Raw genomic sequence first — 15,926 nt, forward strand, 5'->3', positions numbered from 1 at the left:
TCAGGGAGCGAAAGGCTATGTCGCATATCAATTACAACCACTTGTACTACTTCTGGCATGTTTACAAAGAAGGCTCTGTAGTCGGGGCTGCCGAGGCGCTTTACCTTACGCCCCAGACGATAACCGGTCAGATAAAAGCGCTGGAAGAGCGCCTTCAGGGAAAACTGTTCAAGCGCAAGGGGCGCGGGCTTGAGCCCAGCGAATTGGGGCAACTGGTTTTTCGCTATGCCGATCGGATGTTCACGTTGAGCCAGGAGATGCTGGATATCGTGAACTACCGCAAAGAGTCGCATTTGCTGTTTGATGTCGGTGTGGCTGACGCGCTGTCTAAACATCTGGTGAGTGGCGTGCTGGAAGCGGTGGTGGTTGAGAATGAACAAATTCACCTGCGCTGCTTCGAGTCCACCCATGAAATGCTGCTGGAACAGCTAAGCCAGCATAAGCTGGATATGATTATCTCGGATTGCCCCATCGATTCCACTCAGCAGGAAGGGCTCTTTTCCGTGAAGATTGGCGAATGCAGCATCAGTTTCTGGTGCCAGAACCCGCCGCCGAACAAACCGTTCCCGGAATGCCTGGAAGAACGCCGTCTGCTCGTCCCGGGCCGCCGTTCCATGCTCGGACGTAAGTTGCTTAACTGGATTAACTCTCAGGGGCTGAAGGTGGAAATCCTGGGCGAGTTTGACGATGCGGCGCTAATGAAAGCCTTTGGGGCGGCGCATAATGCGATATTTATCGCGCCGACGCTTTACGCGCAGGATTTTTACAGCGATGACAGCATTATTGAGATAGGGCGAATAGATAACGTGATGGAAGAGTATCATGCGATTTTTGCCGAGCGGATGATCCAGCATCCCGCTGTGCAGCGTATCTGCAACAAGAACTATTCGGCGTTATTTAATCTTCACGAAGACTGAACGGCAGGCATAAAAAAACCCGCATTAAGCGGGTCTTTTTAACAAGCAACAACGAACGGACGATTAAGCCAGTTTGTTGATCTGCGCGGTCAGGTTAGCCTTATGGCGCGCTGCTTTGTTTTTGTGGATCAGACCTTTGCTGGCCTGACGGTCCACGATCGGTTGCATTTCGTTAAATGCTTTCTGTGCAGCTTCTTTATCGCCTGCTGCAATCGCCGCGTATACTTTCTTGATGAAAGTACGCATCATAGAGCGACGGCTTGCGTTGTGCTTACGGGCCTTTTCAGACTGAACGGCACGCTTCTTAGCTGATTTGATATTAGCCAAGGTCCAACTCCCAAATATGATCTATGTGGACAATTCAAAGGCCGAGGAATATGCCCCGTTAGCCTTCTTTTGTCAATGGATTTGTGCAAATAAGCGCCGTTTACTATGGCGGCGCTCGTTACGTAGTGATGGCGCAAGATTCTACCAGCTTGCCCGCCCTGAATACAGTCTTTATCGGACAAAATTCGCGCCTGCAGGCCTGATTTCTCGCAAATTGCGGTACTGTATCAGGAAAACCCTGATGCTTTCTGCCCGGCAGCGCCAATCGCCGGTTAACCTTGGGCGCTGTACAAGGTATAATCCGACGATTTTCACTGTCCTGAGCCTGTCATGAAGCTGATACGCGGCATACATAATCTCACTCCTGAACACCACGGCTGTGTCCTTACCATCGGCAATTTCGATGGCGTTCACCGTGGCCATCAGGCATTGCTTAACGGGCTGCGTGAAAAAGGGCGCGAGCGCCGTCTTCCGGTCATGGTGATGATTTTCGAACCGCAGCCGCTGGAACTGTTCGCCGCCGACAAAGCCCCCGCGCGGCTGACGCGCCTGCGCGAAAAGCTGCGCTATCTGGCGCAGTGCGGCGTTGACTATGTGCTGTGCGTGCGCTTTGACCGGCGCTTCGCGGCGCTGACGGCGCAAAGTTTCGTCAGCGAACTGCTGGTTAAGCGCCTCGGCGTGCGTTTTCTCGCCATTGGCGACGATTTCCGCTTCGGCGCTGGTCGGCAAGGCGATTTCTTGTTATTACAAAAGGCTGCGCGCGAATATGGCTTCGAAGTCACCAGCACGCAAAGCTTTTGTCAAGATGGCTTGCGCATCAGCAGCACGGCGGTGCGCCAGGCGCTGGCTGAAGACAATCTTGAACAAGCGCAGACGTTACTGGGCCGTCCATTCGCCCTTTCTGGCCGCGTAGTGCACGGCGACGCGCTGGGACGCACCATAGGTTTTCCGACGGCGAATATCCCGCTGCGCCGTCAGGTCACCCCGGTAAAAGGGGTTTATGCGGTGGAAGTGATGGGGCTTGGCGAAAAGCCTGTGCCAGGCGTCGCCAATATCGGCACCCGTCCAACGGTGGCAGGTCTGCGCCAGCAGCTGGAAGTTCATCTGCTGGATGTTGCAATGGACCTCTATGGACGCCATATAGATGTGGTGCTGCGTAAAAAAATACGCAACGAGCAGCGGTTTGCTTCGCTTGACGAGCTGAAAGCGCAAATCGCCAGAGATGTAATCACCGCCCGCGACTTTTTTGGGCTACCGACACCGGCTTAACGCCTGATCGGCTAATTATCACACCGAAATACGGAACCGAGAATCTGATGAGTGACTATAAATCTACCCTGAATTTGCCGGAAACAGGGTTCCCGATGCGCGGCGATCTCGCCAAACGCGAACCGGGCATGCTGGCGCGTTGGAATGATGACGATCTGTACGGCATCATCCGTAATGCGAAAAAGGGCAAGAAAACCTTCATTCTGCATGATGGCCCTCCTTATGCGAACGGTAGCATTCATATTGGTCACTCGGTTAACAAGATTCTGAAAGACATTATCGTTAAGTCCAAAGGGCTTTCCGGTTTCGACTCGCCTTATGTGCCGGGCTGGGACTGTCACGGCCTGCCTATTGAGCTGAAAGTCGAGCAGCTTATCGGCAAGCCGGGTGAGAAAGTCTCCGCCGCCGAGTTTCGCGCCGCGTGCCGCAAATATGCCGCTGAGCAGGTAGATGGTCAGCGCCAGGATTTTATCCGCCTGGGCGTACTGGGCGACTGGTCGCATCCATACCTGACCATGGATTTTAAAACCGAAGCCAACATCATCCGCGCGCTCGGTAAAATCATTGGCAACGGCCACCTGCACAAAGGCGCGAAGCCGGTGCACTGGTGCGTTGACTGCCGCTCTGCGCTCGCGGAAGCGGAAGTGGAGTATTACGACAAGACATCGCCATCTATCGACGTCGCCTTTAATGCGGTCGATGCGGGCGCCGTAGCCGCTAAATTCGGCGCGCAAAATGTCAACGGCCCGGTTTCTCTGGTTATCTGGACCACCACGCCGTGGACCCTGCCGGCTAACCGCGCTATCTCGCTGCATCCGGAGATCGAATACGCGCTGGTGCAGGTAGAAGGCCAGGCGCTGATCCTCGCTAAAGATCTGGTAGAAAGCGTTATGAAGCGCGCCAACATCAGCGAATGGCTGATCCTTGGCACCGTGAAGGGCGCGGATCTTGAACTGATGCGCTTTAAGCACCCGTTCCTGGATTTCGACGTGCCGGCCATCCTTGGCGAGCACGTTACGCTTGATGCAGGTACCGGTGCGGTGCATACCGCTCCCGGCCACGGCCCTGACGACTATGTCATCGGCCAGAAATATGGCCTCGAGACAGCGAACCCGGTTGGGCCGGATGGCACCTATCTGCCGGGCACTTACCCGACGCTTGACGGCGTTCAGGTATTCAAAGCCAACGACATCGTGGTTAACCTGCTGCGCGAGAAAGGCGCGCTGCTGCACGTAGAAAAACTGCTGCACAGCTACCCGCACTGCTGGCGTCACAAAACGCCGATTATCTTCCGCGCTACGCCGCAGTGGTTCGTCAGCATGGATCAAAAAGGCCTGCGCGAGCAGTCATTGAAAGAGATTAAAGGCGTGCAGTGGATCCCGGATTGGGGCCAGGCGCGTATCGAATCCATGGTTGCTAACCGTCCGGACTGGTGTATCTCCCGCCAGCGCACCTGGGGCGTGCCGATGTCGCTGTTCGTCCATAAAGAGACGCAGGAATTGCATCCGCGCACGCAGGAGCTGATGGAAGAAGTGGCGAAGCGCGTGGAAGCCGACGGCATTCAGGCATGGTGGGATCTGGACCCGCGCGACATCATGGGCGACGACGCGAATAGCTATGAAAAAGTGCCGGATACCCTCGACGTCTGGTTCGATTCCGGTTCTACGCACGCCTCTGTCGTCGATGTGCGCCCGGAATTCGCAGGTCACGCGGCGGATATGTATCTGGAAGGCTCCGACCAGCATCGCGGCTGGTTTATGTCTTCTCTGATGATCTCCACGGCGATGAAAGGCAAAGCGCCGTATCGTCAGGTGCTGACTCACGGCTTCACCGTGGACGGCCAGGGCCGCAAGATGTCGAAATCTATCGGCAATACGGTCAGCCCGCAGGATGTGATGAACAAACTGGGGGCGGATATTCTGCGTCTGTGGGTCGCTTCCACTGACTACACCGGCGAAATGGCGGTTTCTGACGAGATCCTCAAACGCGCCGCCGACAGCTATCGGCGTATTCGCAACACTGCGCGCTTCCTGCTGGCTAACCTGAACGGTTTCGACCCGGTGAAAGACATGGTCAAACCGGAAGAGATGGTCGTGCTGGACCGCTGGGCGGTAGGCTGCGCGAAAGCGGCGCAGGAAGATATCGTCAAAGCGTATGAAGCGTATGACTTCCACGAAGTGGTGCAGCGCCTGATGCGTTTCTGCTCCATCGAAATGGGCTCGTTCTACCTCGACATCATCAAAGATCGCCAGTACACCGCGAAAGCGGACAGCGTGGCGCGCCGCAGCTGCCAGACTGCGCTCTATCACGTAGCCGAAGCGCTGGTGCGCTGGATGGCGCCAGTCATGTCCTTCACTGCTGACGAGATCTGGGGCTATCTGCCGGGCGAACGCGAGAAATATGTCTTCACCGGCGAGTGGTACACCGGCCTGTTTGGTCTGGCGGAAACTGAAGCGATGAACGACGCTTTCTGGGACGATCTGCTGAAAGTACGCGGCGAAGTGAACAAGGTTATTGAGCAGGCGCGCGCTGATAAACGCATCGGCGGTTCGCTGGAAGCGGCCGTTACCCTGTTTGCCGAGCCGGAACTGGCGGCGAAGCTGACGGCGCTGGGCGATGAATTACGATTCGTCCTGTTGACCTCGCAGGCGAAGGTTGAGGATTATGCGCAGGCGACGGACGAAGCCCAGCAGAGCGAACTGCTGAAAGGGCTGAAAGTAGCGCTCGCAAAAGCCGAAGGTGAGAAATGCCCGCGCTGCTGGCATTACACCACCGATGTCGGTCTGGTAGCGGAACACGCAGACATCTGCGGTCGCTGTGTCAGCAACGTAGCCGGTGACGGCGAAAAACGTAAGTTTGCCTGATGAGTAAACCGATCTTCTCAACCGGGCTCCGCTGGCTTTGGCTGGTGGTAGTCGTACTGATTATCGATCTGGGCAGTAAGGCGTTAATCCTCCAGCACTTTGCGCTGGGGGAGACGGTTTCCCTGTTCCCGTCGCTTAATCTGCACTATGCGCGTAACTATGGCGCGGCGTTCAGCTTCCTTGCGGATAAAGGCGGCTGGCAGCGTTGGTTCTTCGCCGGTATCGCCATCGGCATCTGTGTGGTGTTGGCGGTGCTGATGTACCGTGCGAAAGCGAGCCAGAAGCTTAACAACATTGCTTACGCGCTGATTATTGGCGGCGCGCTCGGCAATCTTTTTGACCGCCTCTGGCACGGCTTTGTTGTCGACATGATCGATTTTTATGTCGGCGACTGGCATTTCGCCACCTTCAACCTGGCCGATACCGCCATCTGCATCGGCGCGGCGCTGGTAGTGCTGGAAGGGTTTTTACCTTCGCCGGGTAAAAAGCAGCCCAACCAGGCCTGATGATTGATGAATGGCGGAGCCATCCGCCATTCGTTTTTTCAGCAGAGATTAACCGCCTCGCGAAGACAACAACGCAGATATCCGCTACACATAAAAGGCTGTAATGCATGACTAACTCTGTACAGAGCAACAGCGCAGTGCTGGTGCACTTCACGCTGAAACTCGAAGATGGCTCCACGGCGGAATCCACGCGCAATAACGGCAAGCCGGCGCTGTTTCGCCTGGGCGATACTTCACTCTCCGAGGGGCTGGAACAGCAGTTGCTGGGCCTGCATGCGGGCGACAAAAAAGCGTTTTCGCTGGAACCCGATGCGGCGTATGGCGTACCGAGCCCGGACCTGATTCAATATTTTTCGCGTCGCGATTTTATCGACGCGGGCGAGCCGGAAATCGGCGCGATTATGTTATTTACCGCAATGGATGGCAGTGAAATGCCTGGCGTGATTCGCGAAGTGAACGGCGACTCCATCACCGTTGACTTTAACCACCCGCTCGCCGGGCAGACCATCCATTTTGATATCGAAGTGCTGGAAGTCGATCCGGTACTGGAGGAGCCTGATGCAGATCCTGTTGGCTAACCCACGCGGCTTTTGCGCGGGCGTGGACCGCGCTATCAGCATTGTTGAGAACGCGCTGGCGATTTATGGCGCGCCCATTTATGTCCGTCATGAAGTGGTGCATAACCGTTACGTGGTGGACAGCCTGCGCGAGCGCGGCGCTATTTTTATCGAACAGATAAGCGAAGTGCCGGACGGCGCGATCCTGATTTTCTCCGCCCATGGCGTTTCTCAGGCGGTGCGCAACGAAGCGAAAAGCCGCGACTTAACGGTTTTTGACGCCACCTGCCCGCTGGTAACGAAAGTGCATATGGAAGTGGCGCGCGCCAGCCGTCGCGGCGAAGAGTCTATCCTTATCGGTCACGCGGGCCACCCTGAAGTAGAAGGCACGATGGGTCAGTACAGCAACCCGGAAGGGGGCATGTATCTTGTCGAATCGCCGGACGACGTCTGGAAACTTGACGTTAAAAACGAGGCGAAGCTGTCGTTTATGACCCAGACGACGCTCTCGGTGGATGACACTTCCGAGGTTATCGACGCGCTGCGGAATCGCTTCCCGAAAATTGTCGGACCGCGTAAAGACGACATCTGCTACGCCACGACCAACCGTCAGGAAGCGGTACGCGCGCTGGCTGAACAGGCTGACGTGGTATTGGTGGTCGGCTCGAAAAATTCGTCTAACTCCAATCGCCTGGCCGAACTGGCGCAGCGTATGGGGAAAACGGCATTTCTGATTGACGACGCGACCGATATCCAGGAAGAGTGGGTGAAAGCGGCGAAGTGCGTCGGCGTCACCGCTGGCGCCTCCGCGCCGGATATCCTGGTGCAGAATGTCATTGCCCGCCTGCAGGAGCTGGGCGGCGGCGAAGCGGTGCCGCTGGAAGGCCGGGAAGAAAATATTGTTTTTGAAGTGCCGAAAGAGCTGCGCATGGACGTTCGTGAAGTCAACTAACCTTCATCCGCTCTGTTTATGAGAAGATGCCAGACGCTAATCCCGTCTGGCATTTTTTTATGGAGAAAATCATGAGCCCGTTACCCTTCATTCTGGATACCGACCCGGGCATCGACGATGCCGTCGCCCTGGCTGCTGCCATCTTCTCGCCTGAACTCGAACTGCGGCTGGTTACCACCGTGGCGGGCAATGTCAGCGTGGAGAAAACAACCCGCAACGCTCTGCAACTGCTCCATTTCTGGCAGCAGGACGTGCCGCTGGCGCAGGGCGCCGCCACGCCGCTGGTGCGTCCGCTTCGCGATGCGGCTTATGTTCACGGCGAGTCGGGCATGGAGGGGTATCACTTTGTGGCTCACGACAGGCTCGCGCTGGAGGCGCCCGCTTTTCAGGCCATTTATGATTGCCTGACGGCAAGCGAGGAACCCGTCACGCTGGTCACCATCGGCCCGCTGACCAATATCGCGCTGCTGCTGACCCATTACCCCGACTGTATTAGTAAAATCAAACGGCTGGTGATGATGGGCGGCTCTGCCGGGCGCGGTAATTTTACTCCTAACGCTGAATTTAACATCGCTATCGACCCGGAGGCGGCGGCGCGTGTTTTTCGAAGCAGGCTGGAGATTGTGATGTGTGGTCTTGATGTCACTAACCGGGCGCAGTTAACGCCAGCGTATCTCGCCGAGCTTGCTACCCTTAACCGCACCGGCGCGATGCTGCATGCGCTTTTTAGTCACTACCGCAGCGGCAGTATGGCTACTGGGCTTCGGATGCACGATCTCTGTGCGATTGCATTTCTGGTTAAGCCCGAGCTATTTACCCTGAAATCGTGTTTTGTGGCTGTGGAGACGCAGGGTGAATACACCGCTGGCACAACGGTTGTCGACCTTGACGGCAGGCTGGACCAGCCCGCTAATGCGCAGGTCGCGCTGGATATTGACGTCCCGGCCTTCCAGGCGTGGGTGGCGCAAACCCTCGCGCTGGCGCCATAGCGAAAGGGAGAGATTATCGATTGTTAACGGCCAGCTTCTCAGCCAGATAATCAATCATCACCCGCATTTTTACTGGCAACTGGCGGCCTGCGGACCAGAGCAGCCAGAGCTGGCCGGAATAGGTGCTGATAAATTCCCATTCCGGCAGTACCTGTACAATCTCGCCGTTCGCCAGCGCTTCACGGGCGGTGAACAGCGGCAGGCTGCCAATGCCCAGGTGTTGCTTTACCGCGTCCAGCCGCACCCCGGTATGGTTCGCCGCATAACGCCCGTGGGTTTGCACCACCAGCGTTTTGCCGTGCTGGCGAAACTTCCAGCGCGAGTCGACTGGCGTTTCCCCAAGGCTGATGCAGCTGTGAGCCCGCAAATCCTGAGGGTGCTGCGGCGCACCATGCTGCGCCAGATAATGCGGCGTGGCGCACAACAGATGTGTGATAGGCATTAGCGCTTTGCCATGCAACCCCGGCGAAGGGGTATTGGTGATACGCAGCGCGAGATCCACACCATCGTCAATCAGGTCCATATAACGATCTTCAAGCCGCAGACAGATGTCTACCTGCGGATAGCGAGCCAGAAATTCCGCCATTACCGGGTGCAGTACAAAGCGGCCTACCGCTTTGGGCACGCTCAGGGTGAGCTTGCCCTGCGGCGCCTGTTGATCGATGCCGCCCTGCGAAAGGACCAGGCGCGCTGAGTCCAGCATTACCGTGGCGGATTTTAACACCTCGCTGCCTGCGTCGCTCAGTCGCAGCTTGCGGGTAGTGCGATGCAGCAGCTTAACGCCGAGCTCTTTCTCCAGCCGTGAAATGCTGCGGCTGACGGAAGAGGGCGTTGCGCCGAGCTTGCGGGCGGCGGCAGAGAAGCTGCCGCTCTCCACCACGATGACGAAGGCGGCGATTTCGGGCAATAGCGTCAGGTTCATATTTATGCGTCGTATGCAAAGGTGCATTGTCTGAGGGCGGGATTATCTTCCCCGGGTTAATCAATATACTGTCTGGATAACCGGGAGGACAATAATGACTGAAAAACGCTATTACACCAGCGATGCCGTAAGCGGCGAAGCGCAGGTGCTGCGCTGCGAGGCGAACAGCGACGGGCTCTATGAAGTGGAACTTGATGCCACGCTGTTTCATCCCCAGGGCGGCGGGCAGCCTGCGGACAGCGGTACGATTAACGGGATCCCTTTGGTGCGCCTGGAGAACCGCGGCGATAAGGTTATTCATTTTCTCGGGCAGCCTGTGGCGCAAGAAAGGGTAAAGCTGGAGGTGAATGCGTCGCTGCGTAAGCTGCATTCCCGCTGGCATTCAGCAGGGCATTTGATTGGTTATGCAGGCGAGCAGCATGGCTGGCGCCCAGTAAAAGCGCACCACTGGCCGGGCGAAGGCAGAATCACCTTTAATGCGATAGAAGGCGCGCTTGCGCCTGAGGCCTGCGCGCTAAGTGAAAAAATCGCCGCCTGGATAGCTGACGATTTGCCGCGCCTGGTCACCTTCGACAATACTCTTCGCCAGGTGCGCTTTGGTGATTTACCCGTTTACGGCTGCGGCGGCACGCATGTCGTTTCGCTGGCGGAGTTAGGGGAAGTGAAGCTCACCAGCCTGAAAGTGAAAAAAGGGCAACTGATCGTGGCCTACCAGCTGGCAGAATAGCCTTTTCTGCAACTATTAAGCGCTTCTGTCTCACAGGCGTATGCTTATCCATAAAAAGCATGCGCCTTTAATGTCTTTTACTGATATCCCCTCCGTTTTGTCATAAATTTCTAATTATGCGCGTTTTTCGCTGGCAGCTCGTGGGTGGGCTGGTTAACCTGAGAACGTTTTATAAGCAATTTCTTAACATACGAAGAGTATAACTATGCAAGAAGCACAAATCCGCGTCGCCATCGCCGGAGCAAGCGGCCGCATGGGGCGGCAGTTAATCCAGGCGGCATTACAGATGGATGGCGTGGCGCTTGGCGCGGCGCTGGAGCGTGAAGGCTCATCGCTGGTCGGCAGCGATGCCGGAGAACTGGCGGGCGCGGGTAAGTCAGGAGTCATCGTCCAGAGCAGTCTCGATGCGATCGTCGATGATTTCGATGTATTCATCGATTTTACCCGACCGGAAGGCACGCTGGCGCACCTGGCGTTTTGCCGCCAGCATGGCAAAGGCATGGTCATCGGCACGACCGGTTTCGACGAGGCGGGCAAGCAGGCCATCAGCGAAGCCGCCAGGTCCATCCCGGTCGTTTTTGCCGCTAATTTTAGCGTTGGGGTCAACGTCATGCTGAAGCTGCTGGAGAAAGCGGCGAAAGTAATGGGCAACTACACCGACATCGAAATTATCGAAGCTCACCATCGCCATAAAGTGGACGCGCCATCCGGCACGGCGCTGGCGATGGGGGAGGCGATTGCTCAGGCATTGGATAAAGATCTTAAAGCGTGCGCTGTTTATGCGCGCGAAGGTTATACCGGCGAGCGGGAGCCTGGCACCATCGGCTTCGCTACGGTTCGCGCAGGCGATATCGTTGGCGAGCATACCGCTATGTTTGCTGATATCGGTGAACGCATTGAGATTACGCATAAGGCTTCAAGCCGGATGACTTTTGCAAATGGCGCGGTTAGATCTGCTTTATGGTTAAAAGGCCATGAAAATGGACTTTATGATATGCGTGATGTGCTGGATTTAAACAATTTGTAGTCAGAATTACCCATCGTGATGTGGTTATTACAATCATAACTCTTTGATTGAAGGGGTAATAATTTATTGCCCTTTTTATTTTTATTGTATTTCAACGTTCTTGCGTTTATATCATGGCTAAATCTCAAAAAGAGGTGGTCTTCTTTAGTTTTTATGTTGCCATACTGTAAATTTTGACCAAATGGTCCACTTTTTTCCTTCCTGACGTTTTGTTTTCGGTTTTCGTTGTCAACGAAACGGTTTCGTCACTGAGTTTTACTCTCTTTTTAGCTGCATTTAAGCGTATTCACTGTCAGTGAGCTAAAAATATCAGAAAAAATCACCTGCAGAGTAGACTTTGCCCTGTGTTCTCTCTAGAATGCCGCCGTTTGCCAAAAATTCGTCAGGCAGGCTGTTTTGCAATTGATTCATCCCTGCTGTTTGAATTAATATGCAAATAAATTGACTGTTTATTCCCTGGAGGACGTTTTGATTAAGTCAGCGCTGTTGGTTCTGGAAGACGGGACCCAATTTTACGGTCGGGCCATTGGGGCATCAGGTTCGGCGGTTGGGGAAGTCGTTTTCAATACTTCAATGACCGGTTATCAAGAAATCCTCACTGATCCTTCCTACTCCCGCCAGATTGTCACTCTTACTTATCCCCATATTGGTAATGTCGGTACTAACGAAGCCGATGAAGAATCCTCCCAGGTGCACGCGCAAGGCCTCATCATTCGCGATCTGCCGCTGATTGCCAGCAACTATCGCAACACCGAGGATCTCTCTTCTTACCTGAAGCGCCATAACATCGTGGCGATTGCCGACATCGACACCCGTAAACTGACCCGCCTGCTGCGTGAGAAAGGCGCGCAGAACGGCTGCATCATTGCGGGCGACAATCTGGACGCGCGTCTGGCGCTGGAAAAAGCGAAGGGATTCCCGGGGCTGAACGGCATGGACCTGGCGAAAGAGGTCAGCACCGCTGAGCCTTACAGCTGGACACAGGGAAGCTGGACGCTTTCAGGCGAGCTGCCGGAAGCGAAGAAAGACGAAGAGCTGCCTTACCACGTGGTGGCTTACGACTACGGCGTGAAGCGCAACATTCTGCGTATGCTGGTAGACCGCGGCTGCCGCCTGACCGTGGTGCCGGCGAAAACCCCGGCGGAAGAGGTGCTGAAAATGAATCCGGACGGCGTGTTCCTCTCAAACGGCCCCGGCGACCCGGCGCCGTGCGACTACGCCATCGACGCGATCGACAAATTCCTGCAAACCGACCTGCCGGTGTTCGGCATCTGCCTGGGTCACCAGCTGCTGGCGCTGGCGAGCGGCGCGAAAACGGTGAAGATGAAGTTCGGCCACCACGGCGGCAACCACCCGGTGAAAGACGTGGAGAACAACCGCGTAATGATTACTGCGCAGAACCACGGTTTTGCAGTAGATGAAGCGACGCTGCCAGCCAACCTGCGCGTCACGCATAAATCGCTGTTCGACGGCACGCTGCAGGGGATTCACCGCACCGACAAACCCGCCTTCAGCTTCCAGGGACACCCGGAGGCGAGCCCGGGCCCGCACGACGCCGCGCCGCTGTTTGACCATTTCATTGACTTAATTATGCAATACCGTAAGACCGCCAAATAATCAGGAGAAAATGAAACATGCCAAAACGTACAGACATTAAAAGCATCCTGATTCTTGGCGCAGGCCCGATTGTTATCGGCCAGGCGTGCGAATTCGACTACTCCGGCGCCCAGGCGTGTAAAGCGCTGCGTGAAGAGGGCTACCGCGTTATTCTGGTGAACTCCAACCCGGCGACCATTATGACCGACCCGGAAATGGCGGATGCCACCTACATCGAGCCGATTCACTGGGAAGTGGTGCGCAAAATTATCGAAAAAGAGCGCCCGGACGCAGTGCTGCCGACCATGGGCGGCCAGACGGCGCTGAACTGCGCGCTGGAGCTGGAGCGCCAGGGCGTGCTGGAAGAGTTTGGCGTCACCATGATTGGCGCCACCGCCGATGCGATTGATAAAGCCGAAGACCGTCGTCGCTTTGACGTGGCGATGAAAAAAATCGGTCTTGAGACCGCGCGCTCCGGTATCGCCCACACCATGGAAGAAGCGCTGGCGGTCGCGGCAGACGTCGGTTACCCGTGCATTATCCGTCCTTCTTTCACCATGGGCGGCACCGGCGGCGGCATCGCTTACAACCGCGAAGAGTTTGAAGAGATCTGCGCGCGCGGACTCGACCTCTCCCCAACTAAAGAGCTGCTGATTGACGAGTCGCTTATCGGCTGGAAAGAGTACGAAATGGAAGTGGTGCGCGATAAGAACGACAACTGCATCATCGTTTGCTCCATTGAAAACTTCGACGCCATGGGTATTCACACCGGCGACTCCATCACCGTGGCGCCAGCCCAGACGCTGACCGACAAGGAATACCAGATCATGCGTAACGCCTCGATGGCGGTACTGCGTGAAATCGGCGTCGAAACCGGCGGTTCCAACGTGCAGTTTGCGGTTAACCCGAAAAATGGCCGTCTGATTGTTATCGAGATGAACCCCCGCGTATCGCGCTCCTCTGCGCTGGCGTCTAAAGCCACCGGCTTCCCGATTGCCAAAGTGGCGGCGAAGCTTGCGGTGGGGTACACCCTCGACGAGCTGATGAACGACATTACCGGCGGCCGTACCCCGGCGTCGTTCGAACCCTCTATCGACTACGTCGTTACCAAAATTCCTCGCTTCAACTTTGAGAAATTCGCCGGCGCGAACGACCGCCTGACCACCCAGATGAAATCGGTGGGCGAGGTGATGGCGATTGGCCGCACCCAGCAGGAATCGATGCAGAAAGCGCTGCGCGGCCTGGAAGTGGGCGCAACCGGCTTCGACCCGAAAGTGAGCCTGGATGACCCGGAAGCGCTGACCAAAATCCGCCGTGAGCTGAAAGACGCGGGCGCCGAGCGTATCTGGTACATCGCCGACGCCTTCCGCGCCGGGCTGTCCGTCGACGGCGTTTTCAACCTGACCAATATCGACCGCTGGTTCCTGGTGCAGATTGAAGAGCTGGTGCGTCTGGAAGAGAAAGTGGCGGAAGTGGGCATTACCGGCCTGGACGCCGATTTCTTGCGCGCGCTCAAGCGCAACGGTTTTGCCGATGCGCGGCTGGCGAAGCTCGCTGGCGTTCGCGAAACGGAAATCCGCAAGCTGCGCGAGCAGTACAACCTGCATCCGGTCTACAAGCGCGTGGATACCTGCGCGGCGGAGTTCGCCACTGACACCGCTTATATGTACTCCACTTATGAAGAAGAGTGCGAGGCGAATCCGAACCAGGATCGCGACAAGATCATGGTGCTGGGCGGCGGGCCGAACCGTATCGGCCAGGGCATTGAGTTCGACTACTGCTGCGTACACGCGTCGCTGGCGCTGCGCGAAGATGGCTATGAAACCATCATGGTGAACTGCAACCCGGAAACCGTTTCGACCGACTATGACACCTCCGACCGTCTCTACTTCGAGCCGGTTACGCTGGAAGATGTGCTGGAAATCGTCCGCATCGAGAAGCCGAAAGGGGTTATCGTGCAGTACGGCGGCCAGACGCCGCTGAAGCTGGCGCGCCAGCTTGAAGCCGCAGGCGTGCCGATTATCGGCACCAGCCCGGACGCCATCGACCGCGCCGAAGACCGCGAGCGCTTCCAGCAGGCGGTTGAACGCCTGAAGCTCAAGCAGCCAGCTAACGCCACGGTAACCACCATTGAGCAGGCCGTCGAGAAAGCGGTGCAGATTGGCTACCCGCTGGTGGTACGCCCTTCCTATGTACTGGGTGGACGCGCGATGGAAATCGTCTATGACGAGGCGGATCTCCGTCGCTACTTCATGACGGCGGTCAGCGTTTCTAACGACGCGCCAGTACTGCTTGACCGCTTCCTGGACGATGCGGTGGAAGTCGACGTGGATGCTATCTGCGACGGCGAAACCGTGCTGATTGGCGGCATCATGGAGCACATCGAGCAGGCGGGCGTGCACTCAGGCGACTCCGCGTGTTCACTGCCGGCTTACACGCTGAGCCAGGAAATTCAGGATGTGATGCGCCAGCAGGTGCAGAAACTGGCGATGGAACTGCAGGTACGCGGCCTGATGAACGTGCAGTTCGCGGTGAAAGATAACGAAGTTTATCTGATTGAAGTGAACCCACGCGCCGCGCGTACCGTGCCGTTCGTTTCTAAAGCGACCGGCGTGGCGCTGGCAAAAGTCGCCGCGCGCGTCATGACCGGCAAAACGCTGGTGGAGCAGGGCCACACCAAAGAGATCATCCCGCCGTACTACTCGGTGAAAGAGGTGGTGCTGCCGTTCAACAAGTTCCCGGGCGTCGACCCGCTGCTGGGGCCGGAAATGCGCTCCACCGGCGAGGTGATGGGCGTAGGGCGCACCTTCGCGGAAGCGTTCGCGAAAGCGCAACTTGGCAGCAACTCCACCATGAAGAAGAAGGGCCGCGCTTTGCTCTCCGTACGCGAAGGCGACAAAGAACGCGTGGTGGATCTGGCCGCCAAGCTGTTGAAATACGGCTTTGAGCTGGACGCCACCCATGGCACGGCGATTGTGCTGGGCGAAGCGGGCATTAATCCGCGTCTGGTGAACAAGGTGCATGAAGGCCGTCCGCACATTCAGGACCGCATCAAGAATGGCGAATACACCTACATCATCAACACCACCGCAGGCCGTCAGGCGATTGAAGACTCCAAGCTGATTCGCCGCAGCGCGCTGCAGTACAAGGTGCATTACGACACCACGCTGAACGGCGGCTTCGCCACTGCGATGGCGCTGAATGCCGACGCGACCGAAAAAGTCACGTCAGTGCAGGAGATGCACGCGCAGATTGCGAAGTAACTTCTACACC

13 protein-coding genes are annotated in these 15,926 nt (G+C 56.6%); 11 read left to right on the forward strand and 2 right to left on the reverse strand.

What is annotated here, in order from left to right; genetic code table 11:
• Positions 1 to 17: 17 nt before the first annotated feature.
• Entirely contained in the window at positions 18 to 917 is a 900-nt protein-coding gene (gene nhaR / locus IEX01_RS13195; RefSeq protein ID WP_024556374.1) for a transcriptional activator NhaR, read from the forward strand.
• Positions 918 to 980: 63 nt separating this feature from the next.
• On the opposite strand, the gene rpsT is transcribed toward nhaR, so the two are convergent.
• Positions 981 to 1,244: a 30S ribosomal protein S20 gene (gene rpsT / locus IEX01_RS13200; protein WP_024551208.1), complete on the reverse strand. Its 264-nt coding sequence runs from the start codon at positions 1,242 to 1,244 to the stop codon at positions 981 to 983.
• Between the two features lie 330 nt (positions 1,245 to 1,574).
• On the opposite strand from rpsT, the gene ribF reads away from it, so the two are divergent.
• From ribF to rihC, 6 genes are all read left to right on the forward strand, one after another.
• On the forward strand, positions 1,575 to 2,513 hold the full coding sequence (gene ribF, locus IEX01_RS13205; RefSeq protein ID WP_024556373.1) for a bifunctional riboflavin kinase/FAD synthetase: 939 nt from the start codon (positions 1,575 to 1,577) through the stop codon (positions 2,511 to 2,513).
• Between the two features lie 47 nt (positions 2,514 to 2,560).
• Positions 2,561 to 5,377: an isoleucine--tRNA ligase gene (ileS, locus tag IEX01_RS13210; RefSeq protein ID WP_048887735.1), complete on the forward strand. Its 2,817-nt coding sequence runs from the start codon at positions 2,561 to 2,563 to the stop codon at positions 5,375 to 5,377.
• Entirely contained in the window at positions 5,377 to 5,883 is a 507-nt protein-coding gene (lspA, locus tag IEX01_RS13215; protein WP_024556371.1) for a signal peptidase II, read from the forward strand. The genes ileS and lspA overlap by 1 nt, the downstream gene beginning before the upstream one ends.
• A 107-nt stretch (positions 5,884 to 5,990) precedes the next feature.
• A complete protein-coding gene (fkpB, locus tag IEX01_RS13220) occupies positions 5,991 to 6,461 on the forward strand; it encodes an FKBP-type peptidyl-prolyl cis-trans isomerase (RefSeq protein WP_024556370.1) in 471 nt (156 codons plus the stop codon).
• Positions 6,442 to 7,392, forward strand: a complete 951-nt coding sequence (gene ispH / locus IEX01_RS13225; protein ID WP_024556369.1) for a 4-hydroxy-3-methylbut-2-enyl diphosphate reductase — start codon at positions 6,442 to 6,444, stop codon at positions 7,390 to 7,392. The genes fkpB and ispH overlap by 20 nt, the downstream gene beginning before the upstream one ends.
• Positions 7,393 to 7,463: 71 nt before the next feature.
• Positions 7,464 to 8,381 carry a ribonucleoside hydrolase RihC gene (gene rihC / locus IEX01_RS13230; protein ID WP_188724010.1) on the forward strand — a complete coding sequence of 306 codons (918 nt, stop codon included), beginning with the start codon at positions 7,464 to 7,466 and terminating at the stop codon, positions 8,379 to 8,381.
• Between the two features lie 13 nt (positions 8,382 to 8,394).
• Here the strand turns inward: rihC and IEX01_RS13235 are convergent, their stop codons facing one another.
• Positions 8,395 to 9,303, reverse strand: coding sequence for a LysR family transcriptional regulator (locus IEX01_RS13235; RefSeq protein ID WP_048887732.1), 909 nt, complete (start codon positions 9,301 to 9,303; stop codon positions 8,395 to 8,397).
• A 94-nt stretch (positions 9,304 to 9,397) separates the two neighbouring features.
• Here IEX01_RS13235 and IEX01_RS13240 point away from each other — a divergent pair, with 94 nt between their 5' ends.
• The 4 genes from IEX01_RS13240 (at position 9,398) to carB (ending at position 15,916) form a co-directional block, all read left to right on the forward strand.
• Positions 9,398 to 10,030, forward strand: a complete 633-nt coding sequence (locus IEX01_RS13240) for an alanyl-tRNA editing protein (protein WP_188724011.1) — start codon at positions 9,398 to 9,400, stop codon at positions 10,028 to 10,030.
• Between the two features lie 205 nt (positions 10,031 to 10,235).
• Positions 10,236 to 11,057 (forward strand): 4-hydroxy-tetrahydrodipicolinate reductase, encoded by an 822-nt coding sequence (gene dapB / locus IEX01_RS13245; RefSeq protein WP_024556365.1) that lies wholly within the window; start codon positions 10,236 to 10,238, stop codon positions 11,055 to 11,057.
• Between the two features lie 468 nt (positions 11,058 to 11,525).
• The gene (gene carA / locus IEX01_RS13250; protein ID WP_024561320.1) at positions 11,526 to 12,674 is read left to right on the forward strand and encodes a glutamine-hydrolyzing carbamoyl-phosphate synthase small subunit; all 1,149 of its coding nucleotides are present in this window, start codon (positions 11,526 to 11,528) and stop codon (positions 12,672 to 12,674) included.
• 17 nt (positions 12,675 to 12,691) lie between these two features.
• Complete coding sequence (carB, locus tag IEX01_RS13255; protein WP_188724012.1) at positions 12,692 to 15,916, forward strand: carbamoyl-phosphate synthase large subunit; 3,225 nt, start codon at positions 12,692 to 12,694, stop codon at positions 15,914 to 15,916.
• The last annotated feature ends 10 nt before the right edge of the window (positions 15,917 to 15,926 follow it).

Origin of the sequence: Franconibacter daqui, from assembly GCF_014644275.1 — a bacterium.
GTDB lineage: Bacteria > Pseudomonadota > Gammaproteobacteria > Enterobacterales > Enterobacteriaceae > Franconibacter > Franconibacter pulveris.